The following is a 15,450-nucleotide window of genomic DNA, read 5'->3' as shown; positions in this document are numbered from 1 at the left end:
GAATCCGCCGACCGCAAACCGTACGGAATTGCAACATCTTGAAAAACATACCTCCCAAACCGGACAAACCGGTTCGGGAGGCAATGGGTTTACGGCACACGGAGCATTATTTGTCTGAATTGTACTGACGGCGCAAAATCGCAGGGATTTCAAAGTCGTCAAGTACGGACTGATTGTCGAAATCCGCTGCTGTCAGATTCATGGTGCGGATACCGCGATTGGTGCGGATCATACCTTCGACATTGTGGCTTTGCTCCTGTTTGGACGGGGCAACCGGTTCTACCTCCCTTGCCGGAGCAGGATCGACCGCGCCTTTTTCTTTCAGACCGGTAGCGATAATGGTAATCCGAATGGCATCTTCGCTCATGGTCTCGTCTTCAGCAGCACCGAATTTGCATTCCAAATCGGGATGCGCGCTTTGGTTGACGATTTTCATGACTTCAGACAACTCGGACATTTTCAGGCAACCCGGAGCAGTCGTAATATTGACCAGCACACCGCGCGCACCATCCAAAGTTACATCGTCCAGCAGCGGACTGGAAATGGCTTGATCGGTCGCCATACGCGCACGGTCGATACCTTGGGCATAACCCGAACCCATCATAGCGATACCGCGATTGCTCATCACGGTTTTCACGTCGGCAAAGTCGAGGTTGATGATTTCGCTCGGACAGGTAACGACTTCGGAAATGCCGGCAACCGCATCGCGCAATACATTGTCGGCGGCGCGGAAGGCTTCACGCATTGTTACGTCTTCACCCAATGCGGTCATCAGTTTGTCGTTCGGGATGATGATCAGCGAATCGACGTGTTCTTTCAACTGTTCCAACCCTGCTTGTGCCACATGGACGCGTTTGCCTTCATAAGAAAACGGACGGGTAACTACGGCAACGGTCAGAATGCCCAAAGACTTGGCAATCTCAGCAACAACCGGCGCGGAACCGGTGCCGGTACCGCCGCCCATACCGGTCGTAATAAAGAGCATGTTTGCACCGCGAATGGCTTCTTCAATGGCCTCCCGGTCTTCCTGGGCTGCCGCACGGCCGATATCGGGATTCGCGCCCGCACCCAAACCTCGTGTCAGATTCGTGCCCAACTGGATTCTTTTTGCCGCATGGTTTTTTGCCAGAGACTGCGCATCCGTATTGGCACTGATAAACTCCACACCGCGCACATTGTTGGCAACCATGTTATTGATTGCATTGCAACCGCCGCCGCCCAAGCCGATTACTTTAATTACCGCAGGGCTGACTGCCGATTCTGCCACGTCGTAAACAAATTCCATTCAAAAACTCCTGCTCGCCCCGTTCAGAGGACGGTTTAAATAAATTATTATTTATTATATAAGAAGTATCTTGCTGCTGGCAAAATACTTCTCACCTGTCAAACGGCAATCCACCTGTTCAGAGGTTGTTTTCAATCCACCGCTTCAATCTTGCCAACAAACCGCCGCCCCCTTCCCTCTCTTGCACTGCACCGTTTTCCGGCTGCGGCAAGTTTCCTTCCAGCTTGCGTGCTGCATGAAGCAGACCGATAGCGGTAGAAAAGCGCGGTGTGCGGACACGGTCGGACAAACCGCCCATTTCTTGGGGCGCACCGGTGCGTACAGGCAGATCGAAGATTTTTTCGGCAAATTCCACAATCCCGGTCATCATGGACACACCGCCGGTCAGAACGATACCCGCATTCAGCACTTCTTTGGGGAAACCCGATTTTTGCAGCTCGCCCAGCACTACGCCAAAAATCTCCTGAATGCGTGCGCTGATGATTGCTGCCAAAACCTTACTGGAAACCTGACGCGATGTCCGGTCACCCACGCCCGGAACTTCAATCATCTCACCCAAGCCTTCCGTATCGCATGATGCCACGCCATAATGGATTTTAATGTACTCGGCAGCATCGAGAGGTGTTCTCAACGATTTGGACAAATCTTTGGTAATCAGATTACCACCGGCCGGAATGACGGACGTATGGCGGATGGCGCCGTTCATATAAACGGCAATATCGGTCGTTCCGCCACCAATGTCGATGACGCATACGCCGAGGTCTTTTTCATCTTCAGTCAGCACCGCCTGCCCGCTTGCCAACGGCTGAAGCATGATTTGATCGCTTTTCAAGCCGCACCGCTCGATACATTTTTGGACATTCTGCACTGCCGTACTTGCACCGGTAATGATGTGCACCCGCGTATCCAGACGCACACCGCTCATACCGATGGGCTCCCTCACGCCAAGTTGGGTGTCGATAATGTAGTCTTGAACCACGGCATCGAGAATTTTTTGATCGGGCGGGATATTGATTGCCTTTGCCGTTTCAATGGCGCGGTCGATGTCTGCCTGCGTTACTTCCCCGTCTTTGATTTTAACCACACCTTGCGAATTGAGGCTGCGGATGTGGTTGCCTGCGATACCTGTGGTAACGTGGGTAATTTTGGTATCCGCCATCAGCTCGGCATCATTGACCGCCTGCCTGATGGCTTGGACGGTGGCATCGATATTGGTTACCATGCCCGCGCGCAAGCCCCGTGAAGGAGCCTGCCCCAAACCGACGATGTTGATTTTGTCGTCATCTTGAACTTCCCCGATCAGTGCGAGGACTTTAGACGTACCGATATCCAGTACGCTGATATATCTTTTCTGCTGTTCCATTGTTCGTCTGCTCTTAAAACTGATTGAAATTTGCGCCGCACCGTTTCAGACGGCACGGCCGTAATCTGTCCGATACCTGTCCCCACTATTCTTCGGTTTCTTTTTCGGGTAAACCGTCGGAAGCATAGCGGACTGAAAATCCGTCCTTATACCTCATATCCACATAGGATAACCGATTTTTATTTTTACGCAACAAATGCTGCCACGCCTCGGTAAAAAGCCGGAGACGTTTTATATCATTTTCCCGACCAAGCCTGACAGTGATATTGTTGTCCAACACAATAATCCACGCCGAACGCGCCGTATAGGTTATTTCTTTGATACCCAAACCCTGCTTTGCCAAAATTGCCGAAAATTCGCCGTAACGGCGGAGTATATCGGCAGACGTTCCTTCCACCCCTCTAAATACCGGCATGCCCGGTCTGTTTAGACGAGCCTTAAAAACATTACCCTCGCTATCCACCAAGGCACTGTCTCCCCAATGCGCAACCGGCTTACGTTCTGTCAAAACAATCTCGACCGTATCAGGAAACCTGCGGCGCACCATGGCAGAAGCAATCCACGGATATCGGCGGTAGGCCTCCTGTACTCCGTTGATATCCGCCCTCAATATATTTCCATGAATATATTTTTTCGCCAAAACGCCCAATTCTTTTTGATTGGAATAAACCAAATCACCCTTTAATGATACCTGCTTAACAGGAAGATAATTTGAATTATAAAACCAAACGAATCCCGACAAAGCCAGCAACACCGCCACAATAACAAGCAGCCAGCGCGTCAGCCGTCCCATTGCTTCAGCATTATCCCACATGTGCGGTCTTCAGAATTTCAATACATAAATCGGCAAAATCCACGCCTGTCCGGGCGGCGGATTTCGGTACTAAACTGTGGCTCGTCATACCGGGCAACGTATTGATTTCCAATAGGTACAGCTTACCGTCGGTATCTCTGAGGAAATCGACACGCACGCAGCCTTCTGCCCCGATTGCCTGAGCCCCGCGGACTGCCAGAGAACGCATCAGGTTTTCTTCAGCCTCGCTCAAGTCTTCGGACGGACATTGATAAACAGTGTCGTCGCGGTTGTATTTGGCTTCGTAATCGTAAAACTCGGTCGCGGGGATGATGTGTATGCTGGGCAGGCCTTTGCCGTTCAACACAGGGCAGGAATATTCGCCGCCGCCGATAAACCGTTCGGCAATGATTTCGCCTTGAAGGTGCTTCAATTCTTCGTACACGCTTTTCAGACGGCCTTTTTCTTTCACTTTCACCACGCCAACGCTGCTGCCTTCGGCTGCCGGTTTAACAAACATGGGCAAACCGAGCTGCTGCTCGACAGCATCAAAATCGGAGTCTTCGTGTAAGACGGCGAACTCAGGAACAGGCAGCCCCAAGGCTTGCCAAATCAGCTTGCAGCGGTATTTGTCCATGCCGATGGCGGAAGCGGCGACACCGCTGCCGGTATAAGGAATGCCCAACAATTCCAACGCGCCCTGAACAGCACCGTCTTCGCCGTAAGTACCGTGAAGGATGTTGAATGCCGTCTGAAAACCTTGTGCCTTCAATTCAGACAATGGGGTTTCCTTGGGATCGAAGGCGTGTGCATCTATGCCTTTGCTTTTTAAGGCGTTCAAAATGGCGGTACCGCTGTCCAGCGAGATTTCTCGTTCGCTGGAAAAACCGCCCATCAATACGGCCACTTTGCCAAAATTCTGCATTGTTTTTGTTCTTTCCTGATTGCTTTATGCTTGTTGTCAGAGGTCGTCTGAAACCTGATTTGCGGTTTCAGACGACCTTTATATGATGTTCCGTCTGTCAGGCGGGTGTGCCTCAAATCTGTTTCGACAACTCCAGCAGCGCGGAGGGGACGCGGTTGATGCTGCCTGCACCCATGTTCAATACGATGTCGCCGTCCTGCAAAACGTTCAACAGCATTTCGGGCAGGTCGGCAACGTTTTCACAGTAAATCGGTTCAAGTTTGCCCAATACGCGGATGGCGCGTGCCAAGGCGCGGGAATCGGCTGCGGCAATCGGCTCTTCACCGGCGGCATAGACTTCGGTCAACACCAGCGCATCAACGGTATTGAGGACTTTGGTAAAGTCTTCAAACAAATCGCGCGTGCGGGTATAGCGGTGCGGTTGGAAGGCGAGCACCAGGCGTTTGTCGGGATACGCGCCGCGTGCGGCGGCGAGGGTTGCCGCCATTTCGACGGGGTGGTGTCCGTAGTCGTCCACCAAGAGCGCGGTCCCGCCGTTTGGCAACTTGATGTCGCCGTATTTTTGGAAGCGGCGGCCGACACCCTCAAAGTCAAGCAGCCCTTTTTGGATCGCTTCAACCGATGCGCCAACTTCCAGCGCCACGCCGATGGCTGCCAATGCGTTCAGCACGTTGTGTCTGCCGGGCATATTCAGCACGACTTCAAACGACCCCTGCTCATGTCCTTTCATTTGAACATGGACGGTAAATTTCATTTGCGCGCCGACGTTTTCGATGTCGGTGGCGTAGATGTCGGCGGTATCGTCCAAACCGTAAGTAGCATAAGGTTTGCTCACTTTGGGCAAAATCGCGCGGACGTGTTCGCTGTCAATACACAAAAAAGCTTTGCCGTAGAAGGGCATACGGTGGATAAAATCAACAAACGCCTGATGCAGTTTTTCGACGCTGTGCCCGTAGGTATCCATATGGTCTTCATCGATATTGGTCACGACGGACATAATCGGGGTCAGATGCAGGAAAGAGGCATCGGATTCGTCGGCTTCGGCAACGATGTATTCGCCTTTGCCCAAGCGGGCATTAGTACCTGCGGCGTTGAGTTTGCCGCCGATAACGAAAGTGGGGTCGAGTCCTGCCGCACCGAGGATGGAGGCGGTCAGGCTGGTGGTCGTGGTTTTGCCGTGCGTGCCGGCAATGGCGATGCCGTCGCGGAAGCGCATCAGCTCCGCCAACATCAGGGCGCGCGGAATAACGGGAATTTGCTGCTCCAACGCAGCAACGACTTCGGGATTTTCTTTTTTGACGGCGGTAGAGGTAACGACGACATCCGCACCGTTAACGTGTTCTGCGGTATGGCCGGGATAAACTTGAATGCCCAGGCTGCTCAAATGCTCGGTAGCAGCATTTCGCGCCTGATCCGAACCGGAAACTTTAAAGCCCAAATTGTGCAAGACTTCGGCGATGCCGCTCATACCGGCTCCGCCGATACCGACAAAATGGATGTTGCTTACTCGATTTTTCATCATAACGTTGCGTTCCGGTGGATTTTCGATGCGTAAAGGCGTTATTTTAAAGGGCTGACCGTTTGCGCGCCATAGTTTTCTGACAAATATATAGCGGATTGAAATAAAAAACATCCATGCCGTCTGAACGGCTTTTCAGACGGCATGGTTCGGCAGTTTACGCCGCACACGCAATCGCGGCTTCGGCAACGTCGTCCGCGCTGTGCGGCAGTGCCAATGTACGGGCGTTTTCTGCCCATTTGAGGCATTTTTCGCGGTTCAGGCTGCCGAGGATTTCGGCGAGTTTTTCCGCTGTCAATTGGGTTTGCGGCAACAGCAATCCCGCCTCCGCCTGCACCATAAAACGCGCGTTGGCGGTTTGATGGTCATCAACGGCGTGAGGATACGGCACTAACAACGCGCCCAACCCTGCCGCAGTTAACTCGGCAATCGTCAGCGCGCCGGCACGGCAAATCACCAAATCGGCATCGCGGTAGGCGGATACCATATCGGTAATAAATTCCACGCATTCGGCCTTCACGCCCAGCGCGTCGTAATCCGCCTGCAAGCTGCCCAGCTTGCCCCGTCCCGATTGGTGGTACATCTGCGGACGCGCATTGTCGGGCAGCAAAGCCAATGCCTGCGGTACGGTTTTGTTCAAAACGTCTGCACCCAAACTGCCGCCGACCACCAAAATTTTCAGACGGCCTTCACGCCCTTGGAAGCGTTCGGCAGGCACGGGCAGGTTGCTAATATCGGCGCGGACGGGGTTACCGACCAAACCGCCTTCGTGGCTGAACGCTTTCGGAAAAGCGTACAACACCCGCTTTGCCCAGCGCGACAAGTGGCGGTTGGACAAACCAGCTACGGCGTTTTGCTCGTGAATCACAATCGGCACGCCCAAGAGCTTCGCCGCCAAACCGCCGGGGAAGGTAACGAAGCCACCGAAGCCGATGACGCACTCGACACGGTGTTTGCGGATAATCCGCTGCGCCTCGCGGACGGTTTGATACAAAGTAAACGGCAGCATTAGCTTGCGTTTGATGCCGTTGCCGCGTACGCCCTTAATCGCCAGCGTTTCAAGCGGAATATCGTATTGCGGCACGATACGCTCTTCCATCGAATCCTTACTGCCCAGCCAAATCACATGATGGCCGCGCGCGCGCAACGAATCCGCCACCGCCAGCGCAGGGAAAATATGACCACCGGTACCGCCCGCCATCAGCATGAAGGTTTTACCGCCCATGATTTACTCCTCTTGGTAACCGCGCATTTTCCGGCGGTTTTCATAATCGATGCGCAACAGCAGCATAATACTGAAAAACATTACCCCCACTGCCGAACCGCCGTAAGAAATCAGCGGCAGCGTCAGACCTTTGGTCGGCAACGCGCCGATATTCACGCCGATATTGAAGAAACTTTGGATACCGATCCAAATACCGATACCCGAAGCGATATAGGCATTGAAGGTCAACCCCAAATCACGCGCCTGTTTACCAATGGAAAACGCGCGTATGACCAGCCAACCATAACAGAACACCAGCACACACATACCGAAGAAACCAAATTCTTCGGCAATAATGGCGAAAATAAAATCGGTATGCGCTTCCGGCAGAAACCCGCGTTTGCTCAAACTTGCCCCCAAACCCATACCGAACCAGTCGCCTCGCCCGATCGCCATCAGCGACTGGGTAAGCTGATAGCCTGTGTTCTGTTTGTCCTGCCAAGGGTCGAGAAAGGTCAGCACCCTTTGCATACGGTAAGGGGCGGCGGCAATCATCAGCACCATCCCGCTCAAAACACTGCCTACCAGAATGAAAAAATATTTCCACGGCAAACCCGCAAGGAACAGCAACCCGACAGTAATGACGGTAATCACGACAAACGAACCGAAATCCGGCTGGAACATCACCAGCGTCAAGCCGAAGGCCACCAGCATGATAGGCAGGATAATCGACCGGAAGCGGTTATACATTTCTTTGGTTTCGCGGCGCGCCTGAGGATTGGTGAAAGACATAGCCAGATTGGCCGTCCCCCGCCAAATCGACCGCCAGCCGAGGTGCTCCATACTGCGCAACACTTCTTCACGGCGGGTAAACAGGCTGGCCAGATACAAGATGACCGCCAACTTAAATAACTCGGTCGGTTGGAAATTGACTATCACCAAGGGAATCCAACGTTTCGCACCATTGACTTCATTGCCGACAAGCAGTACAGCAACCAACAACATAACCGAACTGGCGAATATCCACGGCACCAGCCACCGCCACGTTTTCATCTTCAAAAGGCTAAAGCAACCGCATAAGAACGCACTGCCTGCTACATACGCCGCCTGTTTGCCGACATAGCCGAATTGGCTGCCGCCTTCGCGTACCGCCGAATCCACCGAAGCCGAATAAATCATCAGCAGGCTGAATACCGTCATCAACACCAACATCCACAAAAGCGGCGTGTCGAATTTCCTGCCGTCGCGCACAATCTGCCTGTCGAGCAGCAGAGTGTGGATACCGCTCCCCACCTTTACCAATATGTCCGAAATCTTCAAAAAAACCACCTGTCATTCTGTTTGCATCTGCCGCGAAGGGCAAAAATTTCAGACGGCAGATAATGCCGTCCGAACATGCGATACATCCCCAATTAATATTCTAAATCTTTCCTTCCCGCCCAACAATGACGGCGTTTGCGTTTCAGACGGCATCACAAAACCTTGAACGCCTCGATAAACACTTCCGAACGGTGCGCGTAGCCTTTGAACATATCAAAGCTCGCGCAGGCGGGGCTGAGCAGCACAATATCGCCCGCTTCGGCTTGGGAGTATGCCGTCTGAACGGCTTCTTCCAAAGTGGCGCAGTCGGTCATATTCAGACCGCAGCCGTCCAAATCGCGGCGGATTTGCGGCGCATCGACGCCGATCAGGAACACGCCTTTCGCCTTGCCGGCAAGCGCGTCGCGCAGGGGCGTGAAGTCCTGCCCTTTGCCCATGCCGCCCAAAATCACGAAGAGCGGATTTTGCAAACCGGCAATCGCGGCGGCGGTCGCACCGACGTTCGTGCCTTTGCTGTCGTCGATGAATACCACGCCGTTTTTCTCGCCGATTTTTTCCACGCGGTGCGGCAGGCCTTGGAAGGTTTTAACGTGTTCCAGCAATGCTTCGCGCGGCAAACCGACGGCCTCGCACAAAGCCACGGCAGCCATAACGTTGGCGGCGTTGTGTAAGCCTTGCAGCGGGATGTCTTGCGTGGCAATCAAATCTTCATCGCCTTGTTTCAGTTGGCCTGTCTCGCGTTCCAACCAAAAATCGGCTTCGTGTTCCAACGAAAACCATTTCACATCGCGCCCGGCGCGCTTCATCGCGCGGCAGAACGCATCGTCCGCATTCAAAACCTGCACGCCATCGCCACGGAAAATCTTGTCCTTGGTATGCGCGTAGTCGAGCAAGTCGTCGTAGCGGTCGAGATGGTCTTCGGAAATGTTCAGTACCGTCGCCGCAGTCGGGCGCAGGCTTTCGGTGTTTTCCAGTTGGAAGCTGGAAAGCTCCAACACCCACACGTCCGCCTTTTTGCCTTCGCGCTGCAATTCCGCCTCCAAAACCGGCGTGCCGATATTGCCCGCGATGACGGTATCCAGCCCGCACTTGATGCAGAGATAGCCGACCAGGCTCGTTACCGTGGTTTTGCCGTTGCTGCCGGTAATCGCAATCACCTTGTCGCCGCGGCGGTTCACAATGTCCGCCAACAATTCGATGTCGCCCAACACGCGCCCGCCGCTTTGCTTGAACGCCTCAATATCCGGCTGACGCTCGCTGATGCCGGGACTGAGCGCCAGAATATCGAAACCGTTGTCCAACGCATCTTTCAGACGACCCGTGTAAAACACCAGCCCGTCAAACATCTTACCGATTTGCGACACGCGTTCAGCTTTCAGCTCCGCATCATAAGCAGCTACCTCCGCGCCGGTTTTGCGCAGGTAGGCAATCATGGAAATACCCGTGCCGCCTAGTCCGGCGACGAGGATTTTTTTGTTTTCAAGCGTCATTTTGGTTTTGTCCTAAAACAAATCATATTGTGCAGGGGGGGAGATGTCCGCTCCTGCTCAAGCCGCTTTCAGACGGCATCGCGAGCTGTTCAATAACCCGCCTTCAGGCGTTGGTAATTGTCGCAGCCTTTTTGGTATCCGTTTTGACACGCTTTGCCAAGCCATTCTTGAGCGAGCGCAAGGTCTTGGCGCACGCCGTGCCCTTTGTAATACATTATGCCCAAATAAAATTGGGCTTCGTCAACCCCTTGTTCTGCCGCATTGCGAAACCACTGCACTGCCTGTTTATAATCCTGACGAACTCCTTCGCCTTTGTAATACATCTCACCCAAATTATTTTGGGCTTCTGCCTTCCCTTGCTCCGCAGCCCTACGATACCACTGCACTGCCTGTGCATAATCTTGACGAACTCCATGCCCATTAGCATACATCAGACCCAAATTATTTTGGGCATCGGCATACCCTTGTTCTGCAGCCCTACGATACCACTGTACTGCCTGTGCATAGTCTTGACGGACGCCTTCGCCTTCGTAATACATCACACCCAAACCGAATTGGGCAGTGGCAACCCCTTGTTCTGCAGCCTTGCGAAACCACAGCACTGCCTGTGCATCGTCTTGACGGACTCCTTGCCCGTTGGCATACATCAAGCCCAAATTAAATTGGGCTTTAGCATTCCCTTGCTCTGCAGACTTACGAAACCACTGCGCTGCCTGTGCATCGTCTTGACGGACTCCTTGCCCGTTAGCATACATCAGACCTAAATTAAATTGGGCTTTAGCATTCCCTTGCTCTGCAGACTTACGAAACCACTGCGTTGCCTGTGCATCGTCTTGACGGACTCCTTGCCCTTGTGCATACATATTACCCAAATTATATTGGGCATCGGCATTCCCTTGCTCCGCAGCTTGAAGCGTTTCCCGAAAATCCGATACGCCATCCGCCCACACCGCTTGGTTCAAGCCCAAGGCAATCAGGGCGGCTGCAAGCCATTTGACTGTCTGTTTCATGTTTTCTCTCCTATTTCGGTGAGGGGCGGTTTTTCAGCTGCCGTTAACGATAGGACGGGACAGATTGCCGCCGCAGGCGCGTTCAAATGCCGTCTGAAAGGCGTTCAGACGGCATAGGTTCAGCGGATTTTGAGGGTACTCAAGCCGATTAACACTAAGACGATGGTGATAATCCAAAAGCGGACGACGACTTGGGTTTCTTTCCAGCCTTTTTGTTCATAGTGGTGATGAATCGGCGCCATCAGGAAGATGCGTTTTTTGGTTTTCTTATACCAGCCGACCTGAAGCATAACGGACACGGCTTCTACGACGAACAGACCGCCCATAATGACGAGGACAAACTCTTGGCGGACGATGACGGCGACGGTACCGAGTGCCGCGCCCAATGCTAATGCGCCGACATCGCCCATAAAGACTTGCGCGGGATAGGCGTTGAACCACAAAAATCCGAGGCACGCGCCGCACATGGCGGTGCAGAATATAGCGACTTCGTTCGCGCCGGCGACATAGGGAAGCTGGAGGTATTGGGAAAATTGGTAGTGTCCGCTGACGTAGGCGAAAATGGCGAGCCCGGCGGCAACGAGGACGACGGGGAAGGCGGCAAGGCCGTCCAAGCCGTCGGTGAGGTTGACGGCGTTGGATGTGCCGACGATGGTCAGGTAAGACAACACCAAAAAGCCGACCACGCCCAGCGGCAGGGCGATTTGTTTGAAGAACGGGACAATCAAAATATTGTTGGCGGAATTGGCGGCAAGGTAAAACAATGCCAAACCGGCGATAATGGCAACGCTTGACTGCCACACCATTTTGAATTTGGCGGACACGCCGTTGGGGTCTTTATAGACGACTTTGCGCCAGTCGTCGTAAAAACCGAGCGCACCGGTGGCAAGCAGTACGCCCAAGAGAATCCAGATATACGGGTTCGCCCAGTTGCCCCACAATAAAGTCGACACGGTAATGGCGGTCAAAATCAGCGAACCGCCCATCGTCGGCGTGCCGTTTTTGACGAGGTGGGTTTGCGGGCCGTCGGTACGCACTGCCTGCCCGCATTTGAGCGCGGTCAGCCTGCGTATCGTCCACGGGCCGAACATCAGGGAAAACGCCAAGGCGGTCAACGCCGCCATGACGGCGCGGAATGTGGTGTATTGAAAAATATTCAGGCCGGTTAACCAGTTGCTGAAATGTGCGAGCCATAAAAACATGGGGCTTCCTTTTTTTGTTTTGTCGTTATAGTGGATTAACAAAAACCGGTACGGCGTTGCCTCGCCTTAGCTCAAAGAGAACGATTCTCTAAGGTGCTCAAGCACCAAGTGAATCGGTTCCGTACTATCTGTACTGTCTGCGGCTTCGCCGCCTTGTCCTGATTTTTGTTAATCCACTATACATCGGGCTTGCGCCCGTTTGAGGTTGGCTTGCCGCCCGGCAAGGTTTCAGACGGCGTGTGGCGATTATCGGGCAGAGACTTTCTCAATCACGCAAATCGGGTAACTCCCCGGATTTTTGCCGCCGCCCAAGTCTAAACATAAATCTTCATAAAGATACGCCTGCGTCCGCATTCCGGCATAAAACGCGCCGACCAGTGCGGCAATCAGCAATAAGGCTTTAAAAAAACGTCGGCTTTTCATTTTCACTTATCCTCCAATGCCTCGACCACTTCTTCCATCTGCATAAAGCGCGAACCTTTCACCAACACGGTGGCGCGTTCGGGCAAATCGTGGCGCAACACTTGAATCAACGGGTCTTTGGCGGCGAACCACAAACCGTCTGCACCAAATGTTTCCGCCGCTTCGACGCTGTTGTCGCCGACAAAATAAGCCGCTTCGATGCCTTGGTCGCGGGCATACGCGCCGACTTCGGCGTGCATGGCGGCTGCTTCGTCCTCGCCCAGTTCGCCCATATCGCCCATCACGAAAATACGCGGCGCAGGCATACGCGCCAACACGTCAATCGCGGCTTTCATACTGTCGGGATTCGCATTGTAGGTATCATCAATCAGGGTCGCGCCTTTGATGCCGGATTTGACGTTCAGACGGCCTTTGATATTGCTGAAACCTTTCAAACCTTCCGCCACATCGTTCAAACCCAAACCCGCAGCCAAAGCCAGCGCGGCGGCAGCGGCGGCGTTGTGGACATTGTGGCGGCCGGGAACAGGCAGCACCACGGCTGCGCGTTCGTCGCCGCACACCAAATCAAATTCGCACGACAAAGGTTTCAGCACGATATTTTCCGCATGGACATCGCCGCTATCGATGCCAAAAGTGCGCGTATTCAAATTAAGCGTTGCCGTTTTGAACACGGCCATATTGGCATCTTCTTGAGGAATCAGTGCCATGCCGTCTGAACATAAGCCTTGATAAATCTCGCTTTTCGCTTTGGCAATATCGCCCACTCCGTCGAAACCGCAACCGACATGAGCGCGCAGGGCGTTGTTGACCAAGGCGGCATCAGGTTTGGCAATTTGCGTCAAAACCGCCAGTTCGCCGAAATGGTTCATGCCCATTTCGATGACTGCATAGCGGTGTTTTTCGTTTAATTTCAACAAAGTCAGCGGCAGCCCAATATGGTTGTTGAAATTACCCATAGTCGCCAACACGGCATCATCGCCGAAACGGCGGCGCAATACCGCAGCCAGCATTTCCTTCACCGTCGTCTTGCCGCCCGAACCGGTAATGCCGAACACAAACGGGTTCACATTTTCACGCCAAGCCTTTGCCAGTGTTTGCAATTCGGCAAGCGTGTCATCGACTTTCAAAGCGCCTTTCAAAGACGCGCAATCTTCCCGCGAAACCACAACCGCCGCCGCACCCGCAGCCAATACGTCTTCGACAAAATCATGCGCGTCAAACCGCTCGCCCGCCAATGCGAAAAACACATCGCCCGCGCGTATGTCGCGGCTGTCGGTTACGATGCGCGACACGGGTTTGTTTTCAGACGGCATCGGAAGCTTGAGAGCTTGGCAGATGAAGTTTAAATCTAGTGGTTTCATGATTTCTTCCGTTTGTTTTTTCAGATGGTTTTAATTAAGACCGCCTGAACATTTTTGATATGCCCTATCCCAGCTCTGCCAATGCTTTTTCTGCGATTTCAAAATCGGAAAAATGGTGCTTCACGCCCTGTACATCCTGATAGTTCTCATGCCCTTTTCCGGCAATCAGAATAATGTCGTTTGCGGCGGCACGTCCGACTGCGTAACGGATGGCGGCGGCGCGGTCGGCTTCGACACATTCGGGCGCGGGAACGGCAGGCAGGATGTCGTTGATGATGTCTTGCGGATTTTCCAAGCGCGGGTTGTCGCTGGTAACGACGACTTTATCCGCCCCCTGTACGGCCGCCGCGCCCATCAACGGGCGTTTGCCGCGGTCGCGGTTGCCGCCGCAGCCGAATACGCACCACAAAGCCGCGCCCTGCGGTTTGATTTCCTGCAAGGTGGAGAGTGCTTTTTCCAATGCGTCGGGCGTGTGGGCGTAATCGACGACGACCAAGGGCTTGCCGCTGTTCATGATGCAGTCCATACGTCCCGAAGCAGGGCGGATTTTTGCCAGCACATCCAATACTTTATCAAGCGGATAGCCGTTGGCGCACAGCAAGGCGATGCAGGCGGCGAGGTTTTGCGCGTTGAACCGTCCGAGCAGGCGCGTGCGACAGCGTCCTTCGCCCCACGGGGTTTGGAATACGGCTGCTATGCCGTCTGAAGAAGCGGTGAAATGAACAATGCGGATGTCGGCGTGTTCGCTGAAGCCGTAACTGTAAACGGCTAAATCGGGACAGTCTTTTTTCAGACGGCATACGAGTTCCGCGCCGTATCCGTCATCGGTATTGATGACTGCGTGTTTCAAGCCTTGCCAGTAAAACAGGCGCGACTTGATAGCGCCGTAGGCTTCCATCGTGCCGTGGTAGTCGAGGTGGTCTCGGGTGAGGTTGGTAAAGATTGCGCTGCGGAATGGCACACCGTTGACGCGCGACTGGTCAAGCCCGTGGCTGGAGACTTCCATCGCGGCGGCTGTTGCACCTTGCCGGCGGAAACGGTAGAGCAGGGTTTGGACATCGACGGGGGCGGGGGTGGTGTGCGTGGTTTCTTCCAATGCACCCCAAAAGCCGTTGCCGACCGTGCCGATAATGGCGGTTTTTTCGCCCAACAAATCGGCGGCCTGCGCCAGCCATTGTGTGATAGAGGTTTTGCCGTTGGTTCCGGTTACGCCCCAAACTTTAAGGCCGCCTGAAACGTTGCCGTAAACTTGCGCCGCCAACATACCGGCACGGTGTTTCAAATCCTTAATCCCTTGATTGGGGACTTTCCATTCGGGATTCCACGCGAATTTACCGTCGTCGTCCCAAAAAACAAAAGCCGCGCCGTTGGCAATGGCTGCGGGGATATAACTGCGGCCGTCGGTATATTCGCCCTGACAGGCAACGAAAATATCACCTTGTTTAATTTGACGGCTGTCTGAATGCAACAAACGCCCTGCTGCGTTTGCACACAGCAGAGGCGGAATGTTGGTTTCAGCTAAAGGGGTTAACTTGCTGAACATAAAATAATCTCG

At 53.7% G+C, this 15,450-nt stretch carries 13 protein-coding genes; all 13 read right to left on the bottom strand.

The features are described from left to right. Nucleotides 1-106: 106 nt before the first annotated feature. Nucleotides 107-1,285 carry a cell division protein FtsZ gene (ftsZ, locus tag DBY86_RS10450; protein ID WP_107819919.1) on the bottom strand — a complete coding sequence of 393 codons (1,179 nt, stop codon included), beginning with the start codon at nucleotides 1,283-1,285 and terminating at the stop codon, nucleotides 107-109. Between the two features lie 118 nt (nucleotides 1,286-1,403). Further along, complete coding sequence (gene ftsA, locus DBY86_RS10445) at nucleotides 1,404-2,648, bottom strand: cell division protein FtsA (RefSeq protein ID WP_107819918.1); 1,245 nt, start codon at nucleotides 2,646-2,648, stop codon at nucleotides 1,404-1,406. Nucleotides 2,649-2,733: 85 nt separating this feature from the next. Beyond that, the gene (locus DBY86_RS10440; protein ID WP_107819917.1) at nucleotides 2,734-3,462 is read right to left on the bottom strand and encodes a cell division protein FtsQ/DivIB; all 729 of its coding nucleotides are present in this window, start codon (nucleotides 3,460-3,462) and stop codon (nucleotides 2,734-2,736) included. Beyond that, nucleotides 3,452-4,366, bottom strand: coding sequence for a D-alanine--D-alanine ligase (locus DBY86_RS10435; protein ID WP_107819916.1), 915 nt, complete (start codon nucleotides 4,364-4,366; stop codon nucleotides 3,452-3,454). The genes DBY86_RS10440 and DBY86_RS10435 overlap by 11 nt, the downstream gene beginning before the upstream one ends. A 112-nt stretch (nucleotides 4,367-4,478) precedes the next feature. Continuing rightward, the gene (gene murC / locus DBY86_RS10430) at nucleotides 4,479-5,888 is read right to left on the bottom strand and encodes a UDP-N-acetylmuramate--L-alanine ligase (protein WP_199901093.1); all 1,410 of its coding nucleotides are present in this window, start codon (nucleotides 5,886-5,888) and stop codon (nucleotides 4,479-4,481) included. A gap of 154 nt (nucleotides 5,889-6,042) precedes the next feature. Then, complete coding sequence (murG, locus tag DBY86_RS10425; protein ID WP_107819914.1) at nucleotides 6,043-7,110, bottom strand: undecaprenyldiphospho-muramoylpentapeptide beta-N-acetylglucosaminyltransferase; 1,068 nt, start codon at nucleotides 7,108-7,110, stop codon at nucleotides 6,043-6,045. A gap of 3 nt (nucleotides 7,111-7,113) precedes the next feature. Then, on the bottom strand, nucleotides 7,114-8,418 hold the full coding sequence (locus DBY86_RS10420) for a peptidoglycan glycosyltransferase FtsW (RefSeq protein ID WP_159068585.1): 1,305 nt from the start codon (nucleotides 8,416-8,418) through the stop codon (nucleotides 7,114-7,116). A 143-nt stretch (nucleotides 8,419-8,561) separates the two neighbouring features. Further along, nucleotides 8,562-9,899 carry a UDP-N-acetylmuramoyl-L-alanine--D-glutamate ligase gene (gene murD, locus DBY86_RS10410; protein WP_107819913.1) on the bottom strand — a complete coding sequence of 446 codons (1,338 nt, stop codon included), beginning with the start codon at nucleotides 9,897-9,899 and terminating at the stop codon, nucleotides 8,562-8,564. An 89-nt stretch (nucleotides 9,900-9,988) separates the two neighbouring features. Then, the gene (locus tag DBY86_RS10405) at nucleotides 9,989-10,909 is read right to left on the bottom strand and encodes a tetratricopeptide repeat protein (protein ID WP_107819912.1); all 921 of its coding nucleotides are present in this window, start codon (nucleotides 10,907-10,909) and stop codon (nucleotides 9,989-9,991) included. Between the two features lie 119 nt (nucleotides 10,910-11,028). After that, the gene (gene mraY / locus DBY86_RS10400; protein ID WP_002232826.1) at nucleotides 11,029-12,111 is read right to left on the bottom strand and encodes a phospho-N-acetylmuramoyl-pentapeptide-transferase; all 1,083 of its coding nucleotides are present in this window, start codon (nucleotides 12,109-12,111) and stop codon (nucleotides 11,029-11,031) included. 246 nt (nucleotides 12,112-12,357) lie between these two features. Further along, nucleotides 12,358-12,534 carry a hypothetical protein gene (locus DBY86_RS10390; protein ID WP_107819910.1) on the bottom strand — a complete coding sequence of 59 codons (177 nt, stop codon included), beginning with the start codon at nucleotides 12,532-12,534 and terminating at the stop codon, nucleotides 12,358-12,360. A 2-nt stretch (nucleotides 12,535-12,536) separates the two neighbouring features. Then, nucleotides 12,537-13,895 carry a UDP-N-acetylmuramoyl-tripeptide--D-alanyl-D-alanine ligase gene (locus DBY86_RS10385; RefSeq protein WP_107819909.1) on the bottom strand — a complete coding sequence of 453 codons (1,359 nt, stop codon included), beginning with the start codon at nucleotides 13,893-13,895 and terminating at the stop codon, nucleotides 12,537-12,539. A 64-nt stretch (nucleotides 13,896-13,959) separates the two neighbouring features. After that, on the bottom strand, nucleotides 13,960-15,438 hold the full coding sequence (locus DBY86_RS10380) for a UDP-N-acetylmuramoyl-L-alanyl-D-glutamate--2,6-diaminopimelate ligase (RefSeq protein ID WP_107819908.1): 1,479 nt from the start codon (nucleotides 15,436-15,438) through the stop codon (nucleotides 13,960-13,962). Nucleotides 15,439-15,450 lie beyond the last annotated feature (12 nt).

The organism is Neisseria bergeri (assembly GCA_003044455.1).
In the GTDB taxonomy this organism is placed as follows: Bacteria; Pseudomonadota; Gammaproteobacteria; order Burkholderiales; family Neisseriaceae; genus Neisseria; species Neisseria bergeri.
This window is presented reverse-complemented; position numbering and strand designations above follow the sequence as displayed.

Coding starts and splice junctions, on each gene's coding strand:
- DBY86_RS10405 (WP_107819912.1), bottom strand. CDS start 10,909: ATGAAACAGACAGTCAAATGGCTTGCAGCCGCCCTGATTGCCTTGGGC.
- DBY86_RS10390 (WP_107819910.1), bottom strand. CDS start 12,534: ATGAAAAGCCGACGTTTTTTTAAAGCCTTATTGCTGATTGCCGCACTG.
- DBY86_RS10435 (WP_107819916.1), bottom strand. CDS start 4,366: ATGCAGAATTTTGGCAAAGTGGCCGTATTGATGGGCGGTTTTTCCAGC.
- murG (WP_107819914.1), bottom strand. CDS start 7,110: ATGGGCGGTAAAACCTTCATGCTGATGGCGGGCGGTACCGGTGGTCAT.
- ftsA (WP_107819918.1), bottom strand. CDS start 2,648: ATGGAACAGCAGAAAAGATATATCAGCGTACTGGATATCGGTACGTCT.
- DBY86_RS10385 (WP_107819909.1), bottom strand. CDS start 13,895: ATGAAACCACTAGATTTAAACTTCATCTGCCAAGCTCTCAAGCTTCCG.
- DBY86_RS10380 (WP_107819908.1), bottom strand. CDS start 15,438: ATGTTCAGCAAGTTAACCCCTTTAGCTGAAACCAACATTCCGCCTCTG.
- murD (WP_107819913.1), bottom strand. CDS start 9,899: ATGACGCTTGAAAACAAAAAAATCCTCGTCGCCGGACTAGGCGGCACG.
- mraY (WP_002232826.1), bottom strand. CDS start 12,111: ATGTTTTTATGGCTCGCACATTTCAGCAACTGGTTAACCGGCCTGAAT.
- ftsZ (WP_107819919.1), bottom strand. CDS start 1,285: ATGGAATTTGTTTACGACGTGGCAGAATCGGCAGTCAGCCCTGCGGTA.
- murC (WP_199901093.1), bottom strand. CDS start 5,888: ATGATGAAAAATCGAGTAAGCAACATCCATTTTGTCGGTATCGGCGGA.
- DBY86_RS10440 (WP_107819917.1), bottom strand. CDS start 3,462: ATGTGGGATAATGCTGAAGCAATGGGACGGCTGACGCGCTGGCTGCTT.